Raw genomic sequence first — 24,047 nt, 5'->3', positions numbered from 1 at the left:
GCGATAAATTTCCCGTGCAGCAGAAAAACGAGTAAAGACTTTGTAAGGTTGGCCCTGCTTATTTCATAATGCGCGCTTATTGGATCCCTCGATGGGTCCGCGCGCCCTTCAGAGGTAAGTCGATTCCCATGAACCGCACCGGCCGCACCCTTGCACTGGGCTGCCTGTTGCTTCTTCAGCCCCTGCTCGCGCACGCACAAGCAGGCGGCAACTCGTTGTTAATCCCAGCGATGGGTCGCTGCACCCTCAATACCCAGCCGCAAGACCTGGAACAGGCGCTCGCCGCCTGCCAGAAAGCGTCGGAAGAAGGGGATGCGCAAGCGCAATACGAGTTGGGTGAGTTCTACTACGAAGGCAAAAACACGCCGCGCGACCTCAATCAAGCCCTGAGCTATTTCGAAAAAGCCTCGCTGCAAGGCCACGCCCAGGCACAATTCAAACTCGGCACCATGTTCTTCCACGGCGAAGGCGTGCCGGCCAATAACGTTCAGGCGTACATCCTGCTGAAGATGGCGGCGGTCAACGGCGCCGAAGAGGCCCTGGACACCGCCGACGAAGTCACCGAAAAGATGCCCCGCGAAGAACTGGAGCTTGCTACCCAGGTGCTCGGGCAAATTTTCCGTAAATACCTGATGGAATTGCAGAGCGCCGATGGGCGTACGCCGTTCGCGCCACTGCCCTGACTTCCGTGTTGTTCTGACTGACCCAATCGCGAGCAAGCTCGCTCCCACATCCGACTGCATTCCCATGTGAGAACTCGGTCAACTGTGGGAGCGAGCTTGCTCGCGATTGGGGGCGATCCGGTCTTGAGCCTTACTTCTCAGGCATCGGCATCGGAAACGGCATGACATTGCCGACCGCGCCACGGGCTTCGCTGATTTTCGGTGTTCCCATTCGCTCGACTTCATCGATACGCACGATCGAATGCATCGGCACAAAACTGCGCACTACGCCTTCGAACTGAGCCTTGAGCTTTTCTTCGCTCGGATCGACGACCACTTGCGTGCGCTCGCCAAAGACGAACTCTTCCACTTCCAGAAAGCCCCACAGATCACTTTGATAGATCTGCTTGGCGTACATTTCGAACACCTGGCCCTGGTTGAGGAAAATCACCTTGTAGATTGGAGCTTCACGTTTGGTCATGGTGGGCGAAACACATCGGGGGATAAAAATGAGGGCGCGAACTATAGCATAGCCATCGGACGCGCAGCGGTAGGAACCTGGGTACATGTTCCCTATAATGCGCGGTTCTTTGAATCACGTGATGACTCTATTCCATGGCCAAGAAGCTTTACATCGAAACCCACGGTTGCCAGATGAACGAGTACGACAGCTCGCGCATGGTCGATCTGCTGGGCGAACATCAGGCCCTGGAAGTCACCGCTCGCGCTGAAGACGCCGACGTGATCCTGCTCAACACCTGCTCGATCCGCGAACGCGCCCAGGATCGTGTCTACTCCCAGCTCGGCCGCTGGCGCGAACTGAAGCTGGCCAACCCGGACATGGTGATCGCCGTCGGCGGTTGCGTGGCCAGCCAGGAAGGCGCGGCCATTCGCGATCGCGCACCGTACGTCGACGTTGTCTTCGGCCCGCAGACCCTGCACCGTCTGCCGGAAATGATCGACGCCGCGCGCATCAGCAAGCTGCCGCAAGTCGACGTCTCGTTCCCGGAAATCGAAAAGTTCGACCACTTGCCCGAGCCCCGCATCGACGGCCCGAGCGCTTACGTGTCGGTGATGGAAGGTTGCAGCAAGTACTGCACGTTCTGCGTGGTGCCCTACACCCGCGGTGAAGAGGTCAGCCGGCCGTTCGACGACGTGATTGCCGAGATCATTCACCTGGCCGAAAACGGCGTGCGGGAAGTGACGCTGCTGGGGCAGAACGTCAACGGCTATCGCGGCCTCACCCATGACGGGCGCCTGGCCGACCTGGCCGACCTGATTCGTGTCGTCGCGGCTGTCGATGGCATCGACCGCATCCGCTACACCACGTCGCACCCGCTGGAGTTCTCCGACAGCCTGATCCAGGCCCACGCCGACGTACCGGAGCTGGTCAAGCACCTGCACTTGCCGGTGCAATCGGGCTCGGACCGCATCCTCGCGGCGATGAAACGCAACCACACCGCGCTTGAATACAAATCCAAACTGCGCAAACTGCGCGCCGCCGTGCCGGGAATCTGCATCAGCTCGGACTTCATCGTCGGCTTCCCCGGCGAGACCGAGAAAGACTTCGAGCAAACCATGAAGCTGATTGCCGACGTCGGCTTCGACTTTTCCTACTCGTTCGTCTACAGCCAGCGCCCGGGCACACCGGCCGCCGATCTGGCCGACGACACTCCGGAAGAGCTGAAGAAAGAACGCCTGAATGCCCTGCAGCATCGCTTGAACCAGCAAGGTTTCGAGATCAGCCGACAAATGGTCGGCTCGATCCAGCGAATCCTGGTGACCGATTACTCGAAAAAGGACCCGGGCGAGCTCCAAGGCCGGACCGAGAATAATCGTATCGTCAACTTCCGCTGCGACAATCCGACCCTGATCGGCCAGTTCGCGGACGTGCACATCGATGCCGCCCAGCCGCACTCGCTGCGGGGCTCGCTGATCCAGTAACACTGCATTCCACTGTGGGAGCTTTTGTGGCGAGGGGGCTTGCCCCCGCTGGATCGCGAAGCGGTCCCAAGATTTTGCGACTGCTTCGCAGTCGAACGGGGGCAAGCCCCCTCGCCACAGTTTAAGTGCCAAATTCCTGCATCTTATTTAAGAGCTTTCGCACCCACGCCACTGGCGCTATCCTTGAACTCATCACCATTGCCCCAGGGCGGCTAAATACGACCTTGAACGCACCCATAGAACCACATCGTTTCATCCTCGAGCCTTTTGAAGCTCGCCGCTTCGCCAATCTGTGCGGGCAATTCGACGAGCATTTGCGCTTGATCGAACAGCGCCTGACCATCGAGATCCGCAATCGCGGAAACCAGTTCGAGCTGATCGGCGAACCCAAACACACCACCTCCGCGGAAAACCTCCTGCGCCGCCTGTACCGGGAAACCAAGGGTACCGAGCTGTCGCCGGACATGGTGCACCTGTTCCTGCAGGAATCGGCCGTCGAGCAGCTGGACAACCACTCCCCCGCCGAACCGTCCGTGGCCCTGCGCACCAAGAAAGGCATGATTCGCCCCCGTGGCTTGAATCAGCTGCGCTACGTGAAGGAAATCCTCGGTAACGATATCAACTTCGGCATCGGCCCGGCCGGTACCGGCAAGACCTACCTGGCTGTCGCCTGCGCGGTGGATGCACTGGAGCGCGAGCAGATTCGCCGCATCCTGCTGGTTCGTCCGGCGGTCGAAGCGGGTGAAAAACTCGGCTTCCTGCCCGGCGACCTGTCGCAAAAAATCGACCCGTACCTGCGCCCGCTCTACGACGCGCTCTACGAAATGCTCGGCTTCGAATACGTCGCCAAGCTGATCGAGCGCCAGGTGATCGAAGTCGCGCCGCTGGCCTACATGCGCGGCCGCACGCTGAACAACAGCTTCATCATTCTCGACGAAAGCCAGAACACCACGGTCGAGCAAATGAAGATGTTCCTGACCCGGATCGGCTTCGGCTCCACGGCCGTCATCACCGGGGACATCACCCAGGTCGACCTGCCACGCGGCACCAAGTCCGGCCTGCACCACGTGATTGAAGTGCTCAAGGATGTGCCGGGGATCAGCTTCACCCACTTCCAGCCCAAGGACGTCGTGCGCCACCCACTGGTGCAGCGCATCGTCGAAGCCTACGAGCGCTTCGAAACCAAAGCGGCCGATGATGCCGCCGCCAAGGATAGCCGCCGCGATGCTTGAGCTTGACCTGCAAATCGCTACCGAAGCCTGCGCCCCCGGCGAGGCCGAGTTCCGCCAGTGGTGCGAACTGGCCCTGCGCCAGCGCACCGCCGACTCGGAGATGACCATTCGTCTGGTCGACGAAGCCGAAGGACGCGAGCTGAACCACACCTGGCGGCAAAAGGACTACGCAACTAACGTCTTGTCATTCCCGGCCGACGTGCCGGATGAGTTCCTCGACATCCCGCTGCTGGGCGATCTGGTGATCTGCGTGGCCGTGGTCGAGCGTGAAGCCGCTGAACAGGGCAAGGAGCTCAAGGCCCATTGGGCGCACCTGGTGATTCACGGCTGCTTGCATCTGCTTGGTTACGACCATATTGATGACGAAGAAGCCGAAGAAATGGAAGCACTGGAACGAACGTTGCTTGCAGAACTGGGCTTTCCCGATCCGTACGCGGACGACGAAACCGACGCATTCCCTACCGAAACAACAAAGGATTCAGAGTAATCGCTATGAGCGAAGATCGATCGAGCAACGGGCAGAAGTCATGGCTGGGTAAGCTCACCCAGGCTTTTGCCCACGAGCCGAAAAACCGCCAGGAGCTGCTGGAGCTGCTGCGCGATGCACACCAGAACAAACTGTTGGACAGTGAAGCGCTGGCCATCGTCGAAGGCGCCATCCAGGTGGCTGACTTGCAGGTCCGGGACATCATGGTCCCGCGCTCGCAGATGGTCAGCATCAAGGCGACCCAGACACCGCGCGAGTTCCTGCCTGCCGTGGTCGACTCGGCCCACTCCCGCTACCCGGTGATCGGCGAAAGCCATGATGACGTGATGGGCGTGTTGCTGGCCAAGGACTTGCTGCCGTTGATCCTCAGGGAGAACGGCGACAGCTTCAACATCAAGGACCTGCTGCGCCCAGCCACCTTCGTGCCGGAGTCCAAGCGCCTTAACGTGCTGCTGCGCGAGTTTCGCGCCAACCACAACCACATGGCCATCGTCATTGACGAATACGGCGGCGTGGCAGGCCTGGTGACCATCGAGGACGTGCTGGAACAGATCGTCGGCGACATCGAAGACGAACACGACGTCGAAGAAGACAGCTACATCAAGCCGCTGCCCAGCGGTGATTTCCTGATCAAGGCCCTGACACCGATCGAGAACTTCAACGAGTTTTTCGACAGCGAGTTCTCCGACGACGAATTCGACACCGTTGGCGGCCTGGTGATGAGCGCGTTCGGGCATTTGCCAAAACGCAACGAAATCACTGAAATCGGCCCGTACCGCTTCCGCATCCTGAACGCCGACAGCCGTCGGATTCACTTGCTTCGCCTGACGCCCATTGCTCGCTAAGGATTGAAATGCGCTGGACAACCCGCCCCGGCTGGCCCGGTAACCTGCTGGCCGTGGCGGCCGGTGCAATCACCACACTGGCCCTGGCGCCGTTCGATATCTGGCCCCTGGCACTGCTCGCCGTCGGCCTGTTCTATGCCGGCCTGCGCGAGCTGAGCCCACGTCAGGCACTAGGGCGCGGCTGGTTTTTCGGTTTCGGCCTGTTCGGTGCCGGCACCAGCTGGATCTACTACAGCATTCACCACTTCGGCGGCGCGTCGGTATTGCTGGCCGGTTTCCTGATGCTGCTCTTCACGGCGGCAATTGCCTGGTTCTTTGCCCTGCCCGCCTGGATATGGGCGCGCTGGCTACGCCGAAATGAAGCGCCGCTGGCCGACGCCCTGGCCTTCGCAGCGCTGTGGGTCGGCCAGGAAGCCTTCCGCGGCTGGTTCCTGACAGGTTTCCCGTGGCTGTATTCCGGGTACAGCCAGCTCGATGGCCCGCTGGCCGGGCTCGCGCCTGTCGGCGGGATGTGGCTGATTTCCTTTACCCTGGCCCTGACAGCTGCGTTGATCTACAACGGCATGCGCCTGGTTCGCACGGGGCGCAAAGGCTTCATCGCTGCCGGTGTTTTGCTGCTGGTCGGCCCGTGGCTGGCCGGCATCGCGCTCAAGCACCACGCCTGGACCAGCCCGTCGGGCCCGCCACTGAGCGTCGCCGCCATTCAGGGCAACATCGAACAAAGCATGAAGTGGGACCCGACGCAGCTCAACGCGCAACTGGCGCTGTATCGCGACATGAGTTTCAGCTCCAGGCGAGTCGACCTTCTCATCTGGCCGGAAACGGCGATCCCGGTGCTCAAGGAGTCCGCCGAGGGCTACCTGAACATGATGGGCAGCTTCGCGGCCGAGCGTAAATCGGCGCTGATTACCGGCGTCCCGGTCCGCATGGAGGTCCACCACGAGAAGCGCTTCTTCAATGGCATCACCGTTGTCGGCGAAGGCGACGGCACCTACCTCAAGCAAAAACTGGTGCCGTTTGGTGAATATGTTCCGCTGGAGGATGTGTTGCGCGGGCTGATCGCCTTCTTCGATCTGCCGATGTCGGACTTTGCCCGCGGACCATCTGACCAGCCGCTGCTGCAAGCCAAGGGTTATCAGATCGCGCCGTACATCTGTTATGAGGTGGTGTACCCGGAATTCGCCGCCAGCCTTGCCGCCCGCAGCGACCTGTTGCTGACCATCAGCAACGACACCTGGTTCGGCACCTCCATCGGTCCGCTGCAACACCTGCAGATGGCGCAGATGCGTGCGCTGGAGGCCGGCCGCTGGATGATCCGCGCCACCAACAACGGCGTGTCCGGCCTGATCAACCCGTTCGGTCAGATTACCGATCAGATCCCGCAGTTCGAACGCGGCATCCTGTATGGCGAAGTGGTGCCGATGCACAACCTCACGCCGTACCTGGAATGGCGTTCGTGGCCATTGCTCATTCTCTGCGTGTTGTTGTTTGGCTGGGCGCTGGTTGCGAGCCGGATGGCGAAGACTGTCTGAAATCATTTGTGGCGAGGGAGCTTGCTCCCTCGCCACAGGGATTAGCGCTCAACGATAGAACAACGAATAACCGATCTGCCCCACCGCCTCGTTCATCAACTGCCCGTTCTGCCAGATCGCCTTGTACTCCGGCATCCAGCCTCCCAGTGGCCGCGCATTGTCGCCGCTCAGAAACCCTACCGGCGCCGGCACCACCTCAAACCCGGCCTTGCGGAAACTCCAGACCGCTCGTGGCATATGCCCGGCATGAGTCACGAGCACCACACGTTTGATGCCCTGTGGCAGCAACACCTGGGCGCTGAACTGCGCATTTTCCCAGGTCGTGCGGCTGTGCCCTTCCTGCCAGCGCACGGTCACGCCAAAATCGTCGCGCAAGGAGTCAGCCATCATCTGCGCTTCGCTTGGCGGAGTGCCGTAATGCAAGCCGCCGCTGGTCAGTACCGGCAGGCCGGAAGCCTTGGTCAGTCGCGCGGCAAAACGCTGGCGCTCCAGGCCTACACCCGTGGGCTGGTCGGCACCCCAGGCCACGTCACCGCGCTCGCGCCCGGAACCAAGGACGACGATGGCGTCCGCGCGCTGCCCCAGCACTGCCCATTCGTCGCGGGCCAGCGGTGGCTCGCGCTCGAGCAGGCGGGCACTCCACTGCACCACCACCGGCAGGCTCATCAGCCAAAGACCACCCAGCCCCAGTGCAAAGCACACACCGGCGAGCCTTGGCCTTGAGCGGCGCAACCACCAGGCAAGCAAAAGCAGCAGCAATAGAATGCCGGGGGGCAAAAGAAGTTGTTTTACAAAGTAACGAAAAGGCATCGAGCATCTCCTGGAGATGCCCGAAGCCTAAGTGGGTTAGCGCAATGCGACAATCAATACAGAAGAACTATGCTTCAAAAAACCATTGAGCACGGCTCTGCGTCTTATTTGAACTGCAAAGACCGGACCTTTACCGCGTCTCTGCCGGGAACCTTGTCCTTGAGCCAGATGATCTTGGCCGAACGTGGTGCGTCGAGTTGCTTTATCGCCTCTGACAAGCATCCGTGCGTCTCACGCTCACTGCGATCCAGATACGCCTTGATCAATGCAAACTCTGCGGAGCTCAGGCCACGCAGTTCCAGTTCCAGAGGGCGTACGTCGCGCAACCGGCCAGCAGTTCTTGCCGCTTCCAAGGCCAGGGCCAAACGATCGATCAGCCTTTCGTACAGCTCCGGTTTTGTAGCTTTTTGCTGTGACTCAACCATCCCTCACCTCATTGGAAGATAAGACCTACTCCCCAGTTAGAGCTTAGCTTCCATGAACAAACCGGCTGAGCGCCGCGACCAACGGCCCTCGCGGCGGCTTTTGCGGGACGCGCGGCAGCAATCAGGGTTTCCCTCGGTAGAGCGCGGTCATGTATGCTACGGCGCTTCCTGTAACTCCACTTCCAGCTCGGCTGGACATCGAAAACGCCAATGCGGCGTGATCAGCGTCCAGCGTTGCATTGAAGAGGATTAGGCCACCCCTATTCAGTTCAAAAGTAGCCATGCACGAACAATATCAGCCCCGTGAAATCGAAGCCGCCGCCCAGTCGTTCTGGGACGAGCAAAAGTCCTTTGAAGTCAGCGAACAGCCAGGCAAGGAGACTTACTACTGCCTGTCGATGTTCCCTTACCCCAGCGGCAAGCTACACATGGGGCACGTGCGCAACTACACCATCGGCGACGTGATCTCCCGCTACCAGCGCATGCAAGGCAAGAACGTTCTGCAACCCATGGGTTGGGACGCCTTCGGCATGCCGGCGGAAAACGCCGCGATGAAGAACAACGTAGCGCCCGCCAAGTGGACCTACGAAAACATTGCCTACATGAAATCCCAGCTGCGCAGCCTGGGCCTGGCGGTGGACTGGTCGCGTGAAGTGACCACCTGCAAGCCCGATTACTACCGCTGGGAACAATGGCTGTTCACCCGCCTGTTCGAAAAAGGCGTGATCTACAAAAAAAGCGGCACCGTGAACTGGGACCCGGTCGACCAGACCGTCCTGGCCAACGAACAGGTGATCGACGGTCGCGGCTGGCGTTCCGGCGCGCTGATCGAAAAGCGCGAAATCCCGATGTACTACTTCAAGATCACCGCCTACGCGGATGAACTGCTGGAGAGCCTGGACGAACTGACTGGCTGGCCTGAACAGGTCAAGACCATGCAGCGCAACTGGATCGGCAAGTCCCGCGGCATGGAAGTGCAGTTCCCGTACAACGTCGATTCCATCGGCGAAGCGGGCGCGCTGAAAGTCTTCACCACCCGTCCGGACACCCTGATGGGCGCGACCTACGTCGCCGTCGCCGCCGAGCACCACCTGGCGACCCTGGCCGCACAGAACAACCCTGAGCTGCAAGCGTTCATCGCTGAATGCAAGGGCGGCAGCGTTGCGGAAGCCGACGTTGCGACTCAAGAGAAAAAAGGCCTGCCGACCGGCCTGTTCGTTGAGCACCCATTGACCGGTGAAAAGCTACCGGTATGGGTCGCCAACTACGTGCTGATGCATTACGGCGACGGCGCGGTCATGGCTGTTCCTGCCCACGACGAGCGCGATTTCGAATTCGCCCACAAATACAACCTGCCGGTCAAATCCGTGGTGCGCACCAGCTCCGGTGACAGCAACCCGGCGCCATGGCAAGACGCCTACGGCGAGTACGGCACGCTGATCAATTCCGGCGAGTTCGACGACCTGGACTTCGCGGGCGCCTTCGACGCTATCGAAGTCGCGCTGATCAAGAAAGAACTGGGCGCCTCGCGTACCCAGTTCCGTCTGCGCGACTGGGGCATCAGCCGCCAGCGCTACTGGGGCTGCCCGATCCCGATCATCCACTGCGGCACCTGCGGTGACGTGCCGGTACCGGAAGATCAACTGCCTGTCGTGCTGCCGGAAGACGTCGTACCCGATGGCGCCGGTTCGCCACTGGCGCGCATGCCCGAGTTCTACGAGTGCAGCTGCCCTAAATGCGGCCAGCCTGCCAAGCGTGAAACCGACACCATGGACACCTTCGTCGAGTCCTCGTGGTACTACGCCCGCTACGCCTCGCCGCACTTTGAAGGCGGCCTGGTGGAAAAATCGGCGGCCGACCACTGGCTGCCGGTGGATCAGTACATCGGCGGTATCGAACACGCGATTCTTCACCTGCTCTATGCGCGCTTCTTCCACAAGCTGATGCGCGACGAAGGCCTGGTGAGCTCCAACGAGCCGTTCAAGAACCTGCTGACCCAGGGCATGGTGATCGCCGAGACTTACTATCGCCGCGAAGCCAATGGCGCTTACACCTGGTTCAACCCGGCGGACGTCGAGCTTGAGCGTGACAGCAAGGCCAAGGTCATCAGCGCCAAGTTGAAAGCAGACGGCTTGCCGGTGGAAATCGGTGGCACCGAGAAGATGGCCAAGTCGAAGAACAACGGTGTCGACCCACAGTCGATGATCGACCAGTTCGGCGCAGACACCTGCCGCCTGTTCATGATGTTCGCCTCGCCACCTGACATGAGCGCGGAATGGTCCGACTCCGGCGTCGAAGGTTCGCACCGTTTCCTCAAGCGCGTCTGGCGCCTGGCTCAAGCCCACGTCACTCAGGGCCTGCCGGGCAAACTGGACGTCGCCAGCCTGAATGACGAGCAGAAAGCCGTTCGTCGCTCGATCCACCTGGCCATCAAGCAGGCCAGCCAGGACGTCGGCCAGAACCACAAGTTCAACACCGCCATCGCTCAGGTGATGACGCTGATGAACGTACTGGAAAAAGCCGCACAAGCCACCGACCAGGATCGCGCACTGATTCACGAAGGCCTGGAAACCGTGACTCTGTTGCTGGCTCCGATCACGCCGCACATCAGCCACGAGCTGTGGAATCAACTGGGTCACGCCGATCCTGTGATCGACGCCGGTTGGCCGGTGGTGGATGACAGTGCGTTGGTACAGGACAGCCTGCAACTGGTGATTCAGGTCAACGGCAAGCTGCGTGGCCACATCGAAATGCCGGCCAGCGCCAGCCGTGAAGAAGTCGAAGCCGCCGCCCGTGCCAACGAGAACGTGCTGCGCTTCGTCGACGGTCTGACCATTCGTAAAGTGATCGTAGTGCCCGGGAAACTGGTCAATATCGTCGCCAGCTAATTGGATCAGGCGCCAGGTGAGCCTGGCGCCGAGTAAAACCTTTCGGGCCGCTTGATCGGCCCACATGGTTTCAAGGGGAGCAACAAGATGATCAAACGCAATCTGCTGGTGATGGGCCTCGCGGTTCTGCTGAGCGCCTGCGGTTTCCAGCTGCGCGGCACCGGCACCAATGAACTGGCGATCAAGGAACTCGACCTGAGCGCCCGTAACGCTTATGGCCCAACCGTTACCCAGTTGCGTCAGGTACTGATTGGCAGCGGCGTCAAGGTCTATACCGGCGCTCCTTACAAGCTGGTACTGACCAATGAACAGGAAAGCCAGCGCATCCTCACCTACGCAGGTGCCGGTCGTGCCGGCGAGTACCAGGTCAGCACCGTGTTGAGCTACGACATCCGTGGTCGCGGCGATCTGCCCCTGTTGAGCGACAAGCTTGAAGTGCAGAAGATCTATATGCACGACGGCAACAACTTGGTGGGCTCTGACCAAGAAGCTGAAACTGCCCGGACAGAAGGCCGCCGGGAGTTGGTTCAACGCATGATGCTGCGCCTGGAACAACTGAGCCCCACCCAACTGGACCAGTTGCAGCAGACTGCCGAAGCCAAGGCCAAGGCTGATGCCGCGGCGCTGGAAGCAGCAAAGAAGGCTGAAGCGGAAACCCCGCGTCAGTCGCCTGTCGAACTGCCACAGCAGTAAGACTTACGGGGCGCCTGTGCGCCCCGTTCGCCCTCTCTTATGAAGCTCGCCCCCGCCCAACTCGCCAAACACCTGCAAGGCGCCCTTGCGCCGGTCTATATCATCAGCGGCGATGACCCGTTGTTGTGCCAGGAGGCGGCCGATGCTGTTCGCACTGCCGCCCGCCAGCAGGGATTCGATGAACGCCAGGTGTTTGCCGCCGACGCCAGTTTCGACTGGGGGACGCTGCTGCAAGCCGGTGCCAGCATGTCGCTGTTCGCCGAAAAGCGCCTGCTGGAACTGCGCCTGCCGTCCGGCAAACCCGGCGACAAGGGCGCTGCCGCGCTGATCGAGTACTGCTCGCGCCCGGCCGACGACACCGTGCTGCTGATCAGCTTGCCGAAACTCGATGGCAGCGCACAGAAAACCAAGTGGGGCAAGGCGCTGGTCGAAGGACAACAGACCCAGTTCGTGCAGATCTGGCCGGTCGATGTCGCCCAACTGCCAAGCTGGATCCGCCAACGTTTGTCCCAGGCCGGGCTTTCCGCCAGCCAGGACGCCGTTGAGCTGATTGCGGCACGGGTCGAGGGCAACTTGCTGGCCGCCGCCCAGGAAATCGAAAAGCTCAAACTGATGGCCGAAGATGGTCAGATCACCGTTGAAACCGTGCAGGCTGCGGTGGCCGACAGTGCGCGCTTCGACGTCTTTGGCCTGACCGATGCGGTTCTCAATGGTGAAGCAGCCCATGCCTTGCGCATGCTCGAAGGGTTGCGCGGCGAAGGCGTCGAGCCGCCGGTGATTCTCTGGGCCCTGGCCCGAGAGTTGCGCCTGCTGGCCAATATTTCGCTGCAATACAGTCAGGGCACGCCACTGGACAAGGCTTTCAGCCAGGCCAAACCTCCGGTCTGGGACAAACGAAAACCCTTGATGAACAAAGCCCTGCAACGCTACTCGGCGCAACGCTGGGCGCAATTGCTGCTCGAAGCACAGCGCATCGACGCGCAGATCAAGGGCCAGGCGGCCGGTTCGCCGTGGATGAGTCTGAGCCGGCTGACGTTGTTGATGGCCGGGCAACGCTTAACCCTACCCGCTGAATAACACCGCCCCCTGTAGGAGCGAGCTTGCTCGTGATGGTCGTTAACGATAACGCAGACTTTCTGATTTAACGCAGCGCCCTCAAGTGCTTCGCGAGCAAGCTCGCTCCTACAAAGAACGGCGCTTTTTCCGACAGCCACCGGGACTAGACAGCCCCTCAACTTCGGCCGATGATTTGCCCCGCAAAAACCACTCACTTGCGAGGCACCATCATGAGCAAAAAGCCATCAAAGCATGGCCCCAACAAGGCCAAATCCATCATCGCCCAGCCATTGTTCCGCAGCCGCCAGGAGCGCCCCACCAAGGGCAAAGGCAGCTACCGCCGCGAAGCCTTCCAGTCTGACAGCTGGGAGGCTTCTTACTTTCTGGCTGCGTAAAGCAGAACCCCCCTTCAACATGTTAAGGTCTGTACCTGATTCGTATTCCCTGGACCCGTGCATGCCTTTTTGTCTTCCCCATCGTTGGCACTTACGCCAATTGATCGCTGCCTCCAGCCTTGTTTTGCTTGTCGCCTGTGCGGAAAAACCGACCGCAGCCGACGCTCAGCCGCTTCAGACACTTCCTGTCGCTACCGCCCCGGCGGTTGTTCCGCCGGTGGTTCCGACGGGTGAGAACCTCGACATCCAGCCTACCCAGACATTTTCCGAATGGCAGGCGGGTTTCCGCAAGGATGCCCTGGCCGCCGGTATCCGCGCCGATCTGTTTGATCGCGCTTTCGCCAATGTCAGCTTCGACCCCAGTGTGATTCGTGCCGATCGCAGCCAACCGGAATTCGCAAAACCGGTGTGGGAATACCTCGATGGCGCGTTGTCGCCGCTGCGGGTACGTAAAGGCCAGTCACTGATCGACCAGTACGCCGACATCCTGCAAGGCATCGAGCAGCGTTATGGCGTTGATCGTCAGGCGCTGGTGGCCGTGTGGGGCATGGAAAGCAATTTTGGCCAGTTCCAGGGCAGCAAGTCGGTGATCAACTCGCTGGCGACCCTGGCCTACGAAGGCCGCCGTCCCGGCTTCGCCCACGCGCAATTGATCGCGGCCCTGCAAATCCTGCAACAAGGCGACATCGAACCCGAAAAGATGCTCGGTTCCTGGGCCGGCGCCATGGGCCAGACCCAGTTCATCCCGACCACCTACAACACCCACGCCGTCGATTTCGACGGCGACGGCCGTCGCGATATCTGGAGCAGTTCGGCTGATGCCCTGGCCTCGACCGCGCATTACCTGCAAAGCTCCGGCTGGCAGAGAGGTCAGCCGTGGGGCTTTGAAGTCCAGCTGCCGAGCGGCTTCAACTACGTACTGGCCGATGGCACGATTCGCAAGAGTGTTGCCGAGTGGCGCCAACTGGGCGTTACGCTGCCCAACGGTGGCCAGGTCCCGGCAGGCTCGGAGCAACTGTCTGCGGCACTGCTATTGCCGGCTGGCTACCGCGGCCCGGCGTTCCTTGTGCTCGACAACTTTCGTGCGATTCTCAAGTACAACAATTCGTCGTCCTATGCCCTGGGGGTGAGCCTGTTGTCCGAACGCTTCAATGGCGCAGGCTTGATCAGCGGTACGTGGCCAAAGGATGACCTGCCTCTGAGCCGTACCGAGCGGATCGAGCTGCAAAGCCTATTGAGCGCGCAAAACTATGACGCCGGCACCGCCGACGGGATCATCGGCGCCAACACCCGCAAGGCTATCCGCAGCGCCCAACAGTCGTTTGGCTGGCCGGCAGATGGGTATCCGACGCACAAGTTGCTCGAAGGACTGCGTAACCGCTAAAAGCATCGCGGGCAAGCCCGCTCCCACAGGTTCAGGGGCGTTCACATGATTTGTGTACGACGCGAACACTGTGGGAGCGGGCTTGCCCGCGAAGACTGACTGACAGGCGATAAAAATCTAGCGCCTGGCCACCACATCCTGCTCCAGCATCAATTCCTTGTTTCCCGCATCCAGCCTGACCAGCGCCCCCATGGGTAACGTCAGGTTCGGGTCGCAATGGCCGCTGCGCCACCCGGACAGCACCGGAATCTTCAAAGGCTCGAAGATCTGCTTGAGCAACCTGTCCAGCGCCGCCACCTCAACCCCCGCCACATCCCCGACCAACACGCCGCGCAGCTTGTGCAACGTGCCTGCCAGCCGCAGATGGGTGAGCAACCGGTCGATGCGATAAAGCGGCTCGTTGATATCCTCGATCAACAGAATGACGCCCTCGGCGTCAATCTCGTAGGGCGTGCCCATGGTCGCGGCGATCATGGCCAGATTGCCACCGAGCAAGCGCCCGTGAGCCACGCCTGGCTCGATCGTGGTCAGCGGGTAGGCCACCGGATGCGCCAGCACTGTTCCCGCCCTCACCTTCCCTCGCAGCATGTTGAAGAACGAAGACTCGGTAGGTATTTGCTTCTCACCCAGCAGGTCGGCATTGAGCAACGGACCATGAAAGGTCACGAAGCCGGCATAACGACTGATCGCCAAATGCAGCGCAGTGATATCGCTGTAGCCGACGAACGGCTTGGCGTTGTCACGCAGCAAATCAAAATCGATGCGGTCGAGCAGCCGGGGCGTGCCATAACCACCGCGCAGGCAGATGATCGCATCCACCTCGCTGTCGGCGAACGCTGCATGCAGATCGTCGAGTCGCACCTCGTCACTGCCGGCCAGGTAGCCGTTTTTTTCGTAGACCCCGGGAAACACTTTCAGTGAATAACCCCGGGCACGCATCCATTGCACCGCCTTGTCGGTGTCCAGCGGCGCGGGACCGGCGGGTGCGATAACGCCGATCATGCCTTCCGACGGCAGTGCCGGGACGGGAGCATGAGGGCAAAGGGTGAGGGTCGGTCGAGCGGTCATCCGTGAATCTCCCTGCGTGAAAACATCAGCACACAGTAGTCAGGAACGGGGACAAACAGAAGAGGAACCGTTGCCCCGCAGGTTGCAGGAAAAGGCAGCCGTTGTCGTAGGCCAGGCAAAAAAACGCCCGCAAGGCTTTGAAACCTTGCGGGCGTTTTATGCTTCACAGTCGATCAGGACGACATCAGCTCGGCCTTGACCAGCTTCGCCTGCTCGTCGGCGTGGTACGAGGAGCGAACCAATGGACCGGAAGCGACGTTCTTGAAGCCCATCTTGTAACCTTCCTCGGCGAACCAGGCGAAGGTGTCCGGGTGCACGAAGCGCTGGACCGGCAAGTGGCTGCGGGACGGTTGCAGGTACTGGCCGAGGGTCAGCATGTCGATGTCGTGCTCGCGCATGCGCTTCATGACTTCGATGACTTCTTCGTCGGTCTCGCCCAGACCCAGCATCAGGCCGGACTTGGTCGGAATGTGCGGCATCATCTGCTTGAAGCGTTGCAGCAGGGTCAGCGACCACTGATAGTCCGAACCTGGGCGGGCAGCCTTGTACAGACGTGGCACGGTTTCCAGGTTGTGGTTGAACACATCCGGCGGCTCGGCGGCGGTGATTTCCAGCGCGATGTCCATGCGGCCACGGTAGTCCGGGACCAGGGTTTCGAGCTGCACGTTCGGCGACAGTTTGCGGATTTCGCGGATGCAGTCGGCAAAGTGCTGGGCACCGCCGTCACGCAGGTCGTCACGGTCCACCGAAGTGATCACCACGTACTTCAGGCGCAGGTCGGCGATGGCAATGGCCAGGCTTTCCGGCTCGTTGACGTCCAGCGGCTTCGGACGGCCGTGGCCGACGTCGCAGAACGGGCAACGACGGGTGCAGATGTCACCCATGATCATGAAGGTCGCGGTGCCGCCGGAGAAACACTCGCCCAGGTTCGGGCAGGAAGCTTCTTCGCACACGCTGTGCAGCTTGTGTTTGCGCAGCAGGGCCTTGATGCGGTCGACTTCCGGCGAAACCGGGATGCGGACGCGAATCCAGTCCGGCTTCTTCGGCAGTTCGGTGGTCGGAATGATCTTCACCGGGATGCGTGCAACCTTTTCGGCGCCGCGCAGCTTGACGCCGGCTTCAACCTTGGGACGCGGGGCCGGGCGCTCGGTGACATCAAGCGTCGGGATCATGGTTTGCACTGCATCAGTAGTCATATCAGTCGATTCCGCCCGTCAGGGTCGTCTGCTCAGCATAGTCGAGGTGTTTGACGAGCTGCGCGCGCAGCCGGGCACTTACCTCGGCAAATTCAATCGATCCTGCGTGATCGCTCAGCTGGGTCATCGCCAGCCCGGCGTAGCCGCAGGGATTAATCCGTCGAAACGGTTCCAGGTTCATGTCCACGTTCAAGGCCAGGCCATGAAAGGAACAACCGTGGCGGATCCGTAGACCCAGGGAGGCGATTTTCGCCCCGTCGACGTAGACACCCGGCGCATCGGGCTTGGCCACGGCGGTGACACCGTAACTGGCCAGCAGCTCGATCAGGCATTGCTCCATCCGGCTGACCAGATCGCGCACGCCAAACCCGAGCTTGCGCACGTCCAGCAGCAGATAAGCCACCAGTTGGCCGGGGCCGTGGTAGGTCACCTGACCACCACGGTCGACCTGCACCACCGGAATATCACCGGGAAGCAGCAGATGCTCGGCCTTGCCGGCCTGGCCCTGGGTGAACACCGCAGGGTGTTCGACCAGCCAGATCTCGTCGGCGGCATCGTTGCCGCGTTCGTTGGTGAAGCGTTGCATGGCATGCCAGACCGGCTCGTAAGCCATCTGGCCGAGCTCGCGAAAGCCCAGCACACCGGACATCACAGCACCATGTGCACGAAACCCGTTGCCCGCAGTTCGCTGTTGATGTTGTACAGCTGGTCCTGATCGGTCGCGACGATGTGCAACTGAATGGTGGTGTATTTGCCGTTGCTGCTCTGGCGCTCATCAACACGCTCATCGTTGATCGTTGCATATTTGCGGACGATGTCGATGATTCTGTCCTTGTTGCCCACACCGGTGTCGCTGATCACCTTAACCGGGTAATCATTGGCAGGGAACTCGATCTTTGGCGCCTTTACTTCGGTATCGGTCATGGCGTAACGGCCTCGTAAGCGTAAGCCGTGGCGACGGGCATGGCTGCGCGCCAGATCAGCGCGGAGCCATGCAGGTGCACACTAAATTCAGTTGAACAAGCCGTAGAAGAATAGACGGATGCTATCCCACATGCGGCGGAAGATACCACCTTCCTCGACAGCGTCCAGAGCGATCAGATCGGCGCTGTGCACCACCTTGTCGTCCAGTTTCACTTCGACTTTACCGATCACGTCGCCCTTGGCGATTGGCGCGATCAGTTGCGGGTTCATGGTCATGCTGGCAGCGAGCTTTTTCAGCTGGCCTTTTGGCAGGGTCATGGTCAGGTCTTGCGCCAGGCCAGCCTTGATCTGGTTGGTGGAGCCTTTCCAGACTGGAGCCTGAGCCAGCTCGGTGCCCTTCTGATAGAAGGTCTGGGTTTCGAAGAAACGGAAACCGTAGGTCAGCAGCTTCTGGGTTTCGGCGGCACGGGCCACTTCGCTGTTGGTGCCGAAGACCACGGCGATCAGACGCATGCCATCACGTACGGCCGAAGACACCATGCAATAGCCGGCTTCGTCGGTGTGACCGGTTTTCAGGCCGTCGACGGTCTTGTCGCGCCACAGCAGCAGGTTGCGGTTCGGTTGCTTGATGCCGTTCCAGAAGAACTCTTTCTGCGAGTAGATCGCGTAGTGAGCCGGGTCTTCGTGGATGATCGCGCGAGCCAGTACGGCCATGTCGTGAGCCGACGAGTAGTGCTCAGGGTTCGGCAGACCGGTCGGGTTCATGAAGTGGCTGTTGGTCATGCCCAGGTCGCCAACGGTTTTGTTCATCATGTCGGCGAACGCGTCTTCGCTACCGGCGATGTGCTCGGAGAGCGCAACGCTGGCGTCGTTGCCCGACTGGATGATGATGCCGTGCAACAGGTCGCTGACGGTCACCTGCGAGCCGACCTTGATGAACATCCGCGAACCGCCGGTACGCCAGGCGTTTTCGCTGACGGTCACCGGATCGTTTTCGCCGATCTGGCCACGACGGATTTCCAGAGTCGCGATGTACGCGGTCATCAGCTTGGTCAGGCTGGCCGGCGGCAGACGCTGGTCACCGTTGTTCTCGACCAGCACGTTGCCGCTGCTGGCATCCATGAGCACATAGGCCTTGGCGGCCAGTTGTGGTGGCGAAGGCATCATCTCGACCGCGAACGCGGCGGGTGAGAGAAGCAGCGGGACTAGCAGGAACAGGCGTTTGGCAAAGGTGGTGATGTTCATCCGTCTCTCGAAATCGCTAATGGAAACTTGCCCAAGGGCAAAACTAATCAAATGACTTTCTAACGAGTCATCGCGTGTTCAGTTGCTCACTCAGTCACCCTTGCCGGGCTTTTGTTCTTCAACGAGTCAACAACCTGGTTCGCCCCCCAATACCGCAGACGAACCGTCAATCAAGCTCTACGTATTACTCCGTGACCACACTCGGCGAACCGAGATTGGCCAGGCGCACACTGTTCTGCACTTGCTGGATTTCACCCGGCGATCCGATCGGGCCCATGCGAACCCGATGCAGGGTCTGCTGATTGCGCACGATCGAGCTGATGAACACCGGGGCGCTCACCATCCCGCTGAGCTTCGATCTCAGGAGTTCTGCAGCGTCCGGGTTGGCGAACGCGCCCACCTGCAGATACTGGCCAGAGGCTGCTACAGAAGCGTTTTTTTTTGCATCGAGCTGTACGGGCACCACCGCGGCGGCGTGTTGCTGCGGCGGAGGCGTCCATTGCTCGACGGTGCCGGCCGAAGCCGTGATCACCGGGGCGCTATTCTGCGCGACTTTCGGTTCGTTGAGCATTAATGGTGCCGGACGGCCCTTGGCGGCCCACCATTGCTGCGGATCGATGCCTTCGACCTTGACCCGCGCGGTGCCGGTTTCGGCGTAACCGAGTTTCTTGGCAGCCGCGTAGGACAAGTCGATGATCCGGTCCGAATAGAACGGCCCGCGATCGTTGACGCGCAGGATCACCGACTTGTTGTTATCCAGGTTGGTCACCCGAACGTAACTTGGCAGTGGCAGAGTCTTGTGGGCAGCGCTCATGCCGTACAGGTCATACACTTCGCCGTTGGCGGTGTTCTGACCGTGAAACTTGGTGCCGTACCAGGACGCCGTGCCCGACTGCACGTAGGTCTTTGACTCCTGCAGCGGAAAGTAGGTTTTGCCCAGTACCGAGTAGGGAGCGGCCTTGTACGGGCCGGTGTGCAGGGTCGGCGTGGCGTCCGGGATACGCGAAACATCGACATCCCACCATGGCGCGCCATCCTTGTGGGCGCGGTTGATGTCCAGCCCCGGCGTCGTGCGCACAGCGGTGCTGCTGGTCTTCTGGGCCGGCGCACGGCTGGTCGAACAACTGGCGACCAGCATTGCCAACGCGGCGAATGCCATCAGCTTCAGGGGTTTATTGATAGGCAATGCCCGCATTACTTGACGCCCCGTGCTTGGACCAGCTGCTCAGACAGTTGATGTACGGCCATGGCGTACATCACGCTGCGGTTATATCGCGTGATCGCGTAAAAATTCTTCAGGCCCATCCAGTACTCGGAGCCATTGTCGCCTTCCAGACGGAAAGCAGTAACCGGCATATCATCGCGCAGCGCATCATGACTTGACCACCCCAGGGCTCGCAACTCCCCGACGGTTTTCGTCGGTTCGATACCGGTGGTCAAACCTTCGTCGACCTGATCGCCACGGACATCGCCGCGGCTGACTACCGGTTCGCCGGCGACCCAGCCATGGCGCTTGAAGTAACTGGCGACACTGCCAATGGCATCATCCGGATTGGTCCAGATGTTGATATGGCCATCACCGTCGAAATCCACTGCATAAGCGCGGAAACTGCTCGGCATGAACTGCGGCAATCCCATTGCGCCAGCGTAGGAGCCTTTGAGCGTCAACGGATCGACCTGCTCTTCGCGGGCCAGTAGCAGGAACTCACGCAACTCCTTGCGGAAAAACTCGGCACGGGGAGGATAGTCGAAACCCAGGGTCGACAAGGCATCGATCACCCGGAAATTTCCGGTATTACGGCCGAAAAAGGTTTCAACACCAATGATCGAGACAATCACCTGGGCCGGCACGCCGTATTCCTGCTCGGCACGAGCCAGCACCGCTTCGTGCTGACGCCAGAAATCCACACCCCGGGCTATGCGCGCATCGGTGATGAACATCGGGCGATACTCGCTCCACTGCTTGACCCGTTCGGCAGGTTTGGAGATGGCGTCCAGAATCGACTGCTTGCGCTCGGCTTCGCGGAACACACCCATCAATTGTTCACCGGCGAAACCGTAGTCGCGGGTCATTTCACCGACGAATTCGGCCACCTGGGGTGAGCCTTCGTAGTCGCCGGCCAACGCGTCCGGCATGGTGCCAAGGATGCTTACCAGGCTGACCCATGGCGCGTATCGAGTCGCCCAGCCACGCATTACTTGCATTGAAAATTTCACCTTATTCAAACCTGCGCGATCCACTTGCGATGGGTATGGATCGACATCAAAACCCCAAACGCTGACAGTAGCGTCACCAGCGAAGTTCCTCCGTAGCTAATGAACGGCAACGGCACCCCCACCACCGGCAACAGGCCACTGACCATACCGATGTTGACGAAAACATAAACAAAAAACGTCATGGTCAGGCTGCCCGCGAGCAACTTGCCGAACAATGTCTGCGCCTGGGCGGTAATCACCAGGCCGCGGCCGATCAACAGCAGGTAGATCAGCAACAGCGCGCAGATCCCCACCAGGCCGAACTCTTCACCCAATACGGCAATGATGAAGTCGGTATGGCTTTCCGGCAGGAAGTCCAGGTGCGACTGGGTGCCCAGCAACCAGCCCTTGCCGAACACCCCACCGGAGCCGATGGCGGCCTTGGACTGGATGATGTTCCAGCCGGTGCCTAGCGGGTCACTTTCCGGGTCGAGGAACGTGAGGACGCGCTGCTTCTGGTAATCGTGCATAACGAAATACCACATGGCCACGGACACCGGCACGGCGGCAGCGAGCACGCTGAGGATCCAGCGCCAGCGCAGGCCACCCATGAACAGCACGAAGGCACCCCCCGCCAGAATCAGCAATGAAGTGCCAAGGTCGGGCTGACGCACGATCAGGATGAATGGCAAGCCGATCAGGAACAGGCTCACCCCCACATGCTTGAGTTGCGGCGGCAAGGTGCGCTTGGACAGGTACCAGGCGATGGTCGCCGGCATCAGGATCTTCATGAACTCCGAAGGCTGGAAGCGGATCACCCCGGGAATGTTGATCCAGCGGGTAGCACCCATGGCGTTGTGACCCATGACGTCGACGACTACCAGCAACAGCACGCCGATCACATAACCCACCGGGACCCAGCGGGCCATGAAGCGTGGCTCGAACTGGGCGATGACGATCATCGACACCAGGCCGATACCGAAAGAAGTGGCTTGTTTGGCCAGCAGATCCCAGCTTTTGCCACTGGCCGAATAGAGTACGAACAGGCTGCCGGCCGCCAGGGTCAGCAGCAGGATCAGCAACGGGCCGTCGATGTGCAGGCGTTGCAGCAGCGTCGCACGGCGACGCATCACATCCTCACTGGAGAGCATGCGATCGAAGTTATTCATCACGGGCGGTAGCCTCTGCACTGATAGGGCTGGCGTATTCGGGCTTCAACCGACCGTCCTGGTCCAGGAGCCAGGCATCCATGATTTGGCGCACCACCGGCGCGGCGACGCCGGAGCCGGACTCGCCGTTCTCGACCATCACCGACACCACGATTTTCGGGTCGTCGGCCGGCGCGAAACCGACGAACAGGGCGTGGTCGCGATGGCGCTCCTGAACCTTGGAACGGTCATACTTCTCACCCTGTTTGATCGCGACCACCTGGGCCGTACCCGACTTGCCGGCGATCCGGTATTGCGCGCCGATCGAGGCTTTGCGCGCCGTACCGCGGGCACCATGCATAACCTGCTGCATGCCGTGGTTGACCCTGGTCCAGTCCGAGGGGTCGCGCAGGATGATGTCCGGCATCGGATTCTCATCCACCGGCTTCACGCCCTCGATGGTCTTGGCCAGGTGCGGACGGTTCCAGACGCCTTTGTTGGCGACCAGAGCGGTGGCCTGGGCCAGTTGCAACGGGGTCGACTGCATATAGCCCTGGCCGATCCCCAGAATCAGCGTTTCACCCGGGAACCACGCCTGCCGGCGGGTCGCACGTTTCCATTCGCGGGACGGCATCAGCCCCGGCGACTCTTCGAACATGTCCAGGGAGACTTTCTGGCCGATGCCGAACTTGGTCATGTATGCCGACAGCCGATCGATCCCCAGCTTGTGGGCCAGGTCATAGAAGTAGGTGTCGTTGGAACGCATGATCGCCGTATCGAGGTCGACGAAACCGTCACCGGTGCGATTCCAGTTACGGTATTTGTGATCGTAGTTGGGCAGCATGTAGTAACCCGGGTCGAACACTCGCGACGACGCCGTCACCACGCCCGCGTCCAGACCGGCAATCGCCACCGCGGGCTTGATGGTCGAACCCGGCGGGTACAGGCCACGCAGCACGCGGTTGAACAGCGGCCGGTCGATGGAGTCGCGCAGCTCGGAATAGGCCTTGAAGCTGATGCCGGTGACGAACAGGTTCGGGTCGAAACTCGGTTGGCTGACCATCGCCAGCACTTCGCCGGTTTTCGGGTCCAGCGCTACCACCGCGCCACGACGACCACCGAGCGCAGCTTCGGCGGCTTCCTGCAATTTGATGTCCAGGCTCAGGACGATGTCCTTGCCGGGAATCGGATCGGTACGCTTGAGCACGCGCAGTACGCGGCCCCTGGCGTTGGTCTCGACTTCCTCGTAACCCACCTGGCCGTGCAATTCAGGCTCGTAGAAACGCTCGATGCCGGTTTTGCCGATGTGGTGGGTGCCGCTGTAATTGACCGGGTCCAGCGACTTCAGCTCTTTCTCGTTGATCCGCCCCATGTAGCCCACCGAGTGAGCAAAGTGCGCCCCTTGGGGATAGTGACGAACCAACTGCGCGACCACTTCCACGCCCGGCAGGCGGAACTGGTTAACGGCGATCCGGGCGATCTGCTCTTCGCTCAGCTCAAACAGGATCGGCACCGGCTCGAACGGCCGGCGCCCCTGACGCATGCGCTTCTCGAAGATCACCCGGTCCTCGGGCGTCAGTTCCAGCACTTCGACGATCACGTCGAGCGCCTGCTGCCAGTCGCCGGAACGCTCGCGGGTCATGCTCAGGCTGAAACTCGGCCGGTTATCGGCAATCACCACGCCGTTGCGGTCGAAAATCAGCCCGCGAGTCGGTGGAATCGGTTGCACGTGGACGCGGTTGTTTTCCGACAGGGTCGAGTGGTACTCGTACTGGATCACCTGCAGGAAATACAGACGTGCGATCAGCACCGCAATCAGCGCCACCACTGCAATGGCCCCGAACACGACGCGACCACGCACCAGACGGGCGTCTTTTTCGTGGTCCTTGATGCGGATCGGCTGGGACATGAGGGCAG

23 protein-coding genes are annotated in these 24,047 nt (G+C 60.7%); 11 read left to right on the top strand and 12 right to left on the bottom strand.

The annotated features are described in order from the left end of the window. The first annotated feature begins 128 nt into the window (after positions 1-128). The gene (locus AC1RDQ_RS18730) at positions 129-683 is read left to right on the top strand and encodes a tetratricopeptide repeat protein (RefSeq protein WP_057713169.1); all 555 of its coding nucleotides are present in this window, start codon (positions 129-131) and stop codon (positions 681-683) included. 130 nt (positions 684-813) lie between these two features. Here AC1RDQ_RS18730 and AC1RDQ_RS18725 read toward each other — a convergent pair whose 3' ends face one another. Further along, the gene (locus AC1RDQ_RS18725) at positions 814-1,143 is read right to left on the bottom strand and encodes a DUF1820 family protein (RefSeq protein ID WP_008052403.1); all 330 of its coding nucleotides are present in this window, start codon (positions 1,141-1,143) and stop codon (positions 814-816) included. Between the two features lie 134 nt (positions 1,144-1,277). Between AC1RDQ_RS18725 and miaB the strand changes: the two genes are divergently transcribed. The 5 genes from miaB (at position 1,278) to lnt (ending at position 6,702) form a co-directional block, all read left to right on the top strand. After that, positions 1,278-2,606 (top strand): tRNA (N6-isopentenyl adenosine(37)-C2)-methylthiotransferase MiaB, encoded by a 1,329-nt coding sequence (gene miaB, locus AC1RDQ_RS18720; protein ID WP_492587853.1) that lies wholly within the window; start codon positions 1,278-1,280, stop codon positions 2,604-2,606. Between the two features lie 224 nt (positions 2,607-2,830). After that, positions 2,831-3,838 carry a PhoH family protein gene (locus tag AC1RDQ_RS18715; protein WP_008022966.1) on the top strand — a complete coding sequence of 336 codons (1,008 nt, stop codon included), beginning with the start codon at positions 2,831-2,833 and terminating at the stop codon, positions 3,836-3,838. Then, the gene (gene ybeY, locus AC1RDQ_RS18710; RefSeq protein ID WP_154862122.1) at positions 3,831-4,325 is read left to right on the top strand and encodes an rRNA maturation RNase YbeY; all 495 of its coding nucleotides are present in this window, start codon (positions 3,831-3,833) and stop codon (positions 4,323-4,325) included. The genes AC1RDQ_RS18715 and ybeY overlap by 8 nt, the downstream gene beginning before the upstream one ends. A gap of 5 nt (positions 4,326-4,330) precedes the next feature. Further along, complete coding sequence (locus AC1RDQ_RS18705; protein WP_046028710.1) at positions 4,331-5,170, top strand: CorC family transporter; 840 nt, start codon at positions 4,331-4,333, stop codon at positions 5,168-5,170. 8 nt (positions 5,171-5,178) lie between these two features. After that, positions 5,179-6,702 carry an apolipoprotein N-acyltransferase gene (gene lnt, locus AC1RDQ_RS18700; RefSeq protein ID WP_492587852.1) on the top strand — a complete coding sequence of 508 codons (1,524 nt, stop codon included), beginning with the start codon at positions 5,179-5,181 and terminating at the stop codon, positions 6,700-6,702. A gap of 48 nt (positions 6,703-6,750) precedes the next feature. On the opposite strand, the gene AC1RDQ_RS18695 is transcribed toward lnt, so the two are convergent. Together AC1RDQ_RS18695 and AC1RDQ_RS18690 are read right to left on the bottom strand one after the other, a co-directional pair. Beyond that, on the bottom strand, positions 6,751-7,512 hold the full coding sequence (locus tag AC1RDQ_RS18695; protein ID WP_090451588.1) for a YdcF family protein: 762 nt from the start codon (positions 7,510-7,512) through the stop codon (positions 6,751-6,753). 104 nt (positions 7,513-7,616) lie between these two features. Further along, positions 7,617-7,937 (bottom strand): hypothetical protein, encoded by a 321-nt coding sequence (locus AC1RDQ_RS18690; RefSeq protein WP_057713165.1) that lies wholly within the window; start codon positions 7,935-7,937, stop codon positions 7,617-7,619. Positions 7,938-8,218: 281 nt separating this feature from the next. Between AC1RDQ_RS18690 and leuS the strand changes: the two genes are divergently transcribed. The 5 genes from leuS (at position 8,219) to AC1RDQ_RS18665 (ending at position 14,353) form a co-directional block, all read left to right on the top strand. Beyond that, positions 8,219-10,825, top strand: coding sequence for a leucine--tRNA ligase (leuS, locus tag AC1RDQ_RS18685; RefSeq protein WP_349736265.1), 2,607 nt, complete (start codon positions 8,219-8,221; stop codon positions 10,823-10,825). 87 nt (positions 10,826-10,912) lie between these two features. Continuing rightward, positions 10,913-11,518 (top strand): LPS-assembly lipoprotein LptE, encoded by a 606-nt coding sequence (locus tag AC1RDQ_RS18680; protein WP_492587851.1) that lies wholly within the window; start codon positions 10,913-10,915, stop codon positions 11,516-11,518. Positions 11,519-11,557: 39 nt separating this feature from the next. After that, complete coding sequence (holA, locus tag AC1RDQ_RS18675) at positions 11,558-12,595, top strand: DNA polymerase III subunit delta (protein WP_492587850.1); 1,038 nt, start codon at positions 11,558-11,560, stop codon at positions 12,593-12,595. A gap of 209 nt (positions 12,596-12,804) precedes the next feature. Continuing rightward, complete coding sequence (gene arfA, locus AC1RDQ_RS18670; RefSeq protein WP_003228536.1) at positions 12,805-12,969, top strand: alternative ribosome rescue factor ArfA; 165 nt, start codon at positions 12,805-12,807, stop codon at positions 12,967-12,969. A gap of 61 nt (positions 12,970-13,030) precedes the next feature. Further along, a complete protein-coding gene (locus tag AC1RDQ_RS18665; RefSeq protein WP_492587849.1) occupies positions 13,031-14,353 on the top strand; it encodes a lytic murein transglycosylase in 1,323 nt (440 codons plus the stop codon). Between the two features lie 117 nt (positions 14,354-14,470). On the opposite strand, the gene AC1RDQ_RS18660 is transcribed toward AC1RDQ_RS18665, so the two are convergent. The 9 genes from AC1RDQ_RS18660 to mrdA all read right to left on the bottom strand — a co-directional run bounded on the left by AC1RDQ_RS18660 (position 14,471) and on the right by mrdA (position 24,039). Continuing rightward, a complete protein-coding gene (locus AC1RDQ_RS18660) occupies positions 14,471-15,421 on the bottom strand; it encodes a S66 peptidase family protein (protein ID WP_057713161.1) in 951 nt (316 codons plus the stop codon). Positions 15,422-15,594: 173 nt separating this feature from the next. Continuing rightward, positions 15,595-16,593 carry a lipoyl synthase gene (gene lipA, locus AC1RDQ_RS18655; protein WP_162130289.1) on the bottom strand — a complete coding sequence of 333 codons (999 nt, stop codon included), beginning with the start codon at positions 16,591-16,593 and terminating at the stop codon, positions 15,595-15,597. A gap of 25 nt (positions 16,594-16,618) precedes the next feature. After that, the gene (gene lipB, locus AC1RDQ_RS18650) at positions 16,619-17,266 is read right to left on the bottom strand and encodes a lipoyl(octanoyl) transferase LipB (protein WP_046041686.1); all 648 of its coding nucleotides are present in this window, start codon (positions 17,264-17,266) and stop codon (positions 16,619-16,621) included. Beyond that, positions 17,266-17,541 carry a DUF493 domain-containing protein gene (locus tag AC1RDQ_RS18645; protein WP_008052383.1) on the bottom strand — a complete coding sequence of 92 codons (276 nt, stop codon included), beginning with the start codon at positions 17,539-17,541 and terminating at the stop codon, positions 17,266-17,268. The genes lipB and AC1RDQ_RS18645 overlap by 1 nt, the downstream gene beginning before the upstream one ends. 87 nt (positions 17,542-17,628) lie before the next feature. Next, on the bottom strand, positions 17,629-18,786 hold the full coding sequence (locus AC1RDQ_RS18640; protein ID WP_057713160.1) for a D-alanyl-D-alanine carboxypeptidase family protein: 1,158 nt from the start codon (positions 18,784-18,786) through the stop codon (positions 17,629-17,631). Positions 18,787-18,970: 184 nt separating this feature from the next. After that, entirely contained in the window at positions 18,971-19,981 is a 1,011-nt protein-coding gene (locus AC1RDQ_RS18635; RefSeq protein WP_057713159.1) for a septal ring lytic transglycosylase RlpA family protein, read from the bottom strand. Next, positions 19,981-20,991 carry a lytic murein transglycosylase B gene (mltB, locus tag AC1RDQ_RS18630; protein ID WP_057713158.1) on the bottom strand — a complete coding sequence of 337 codons (1,011 nt, stop codon included), beginning with the start codon at positions 20,989-20,991 and terminating at the stop codon, positions 19,981-19,983. The genes AC1RDQ_RS18635 and mltB overlap by 1 nt, the downstream gene beginning before the upstream one ends. 17 nt (positions 20,992-21,008) lie before the next feature. Further along, positions 21,009-22,112 (bottom strand): rod shape-determining protein RodA, encoded by a 1,104-nt coding sequence (gene rodA, locus AC1RDQ_RS18625; RefSeq protein ID WP_057716556.1) that lies wholly within the window; start codon positions 22,110-22,112, stop codon positions 21,009-21,011. Positions 22,113-22,143: 31 nt separating this feature from the next. After that, a complete protein-coding gene (mrdA, locus tag AC1RDQ_RS18620; protein WP_492587848.1) occupies positions 22,144-24,039 on the bottom strand; it encodes a penicillin-binding protein 2 in 1,896 nt (631 codons plus the stop codon). Between the last annotated feature and the right edge of the window lie 8 nt (positions 24,040-24,047).

Source organism: Pseudomonas sp. GW823-FHT02E01 (assembly GCF_058797535.1).
The sequence above is the reverse complement of the archived record's forward strand: the minus strand, read 5'-3'. Positions and strand labels throughout refer to the sequence as shown.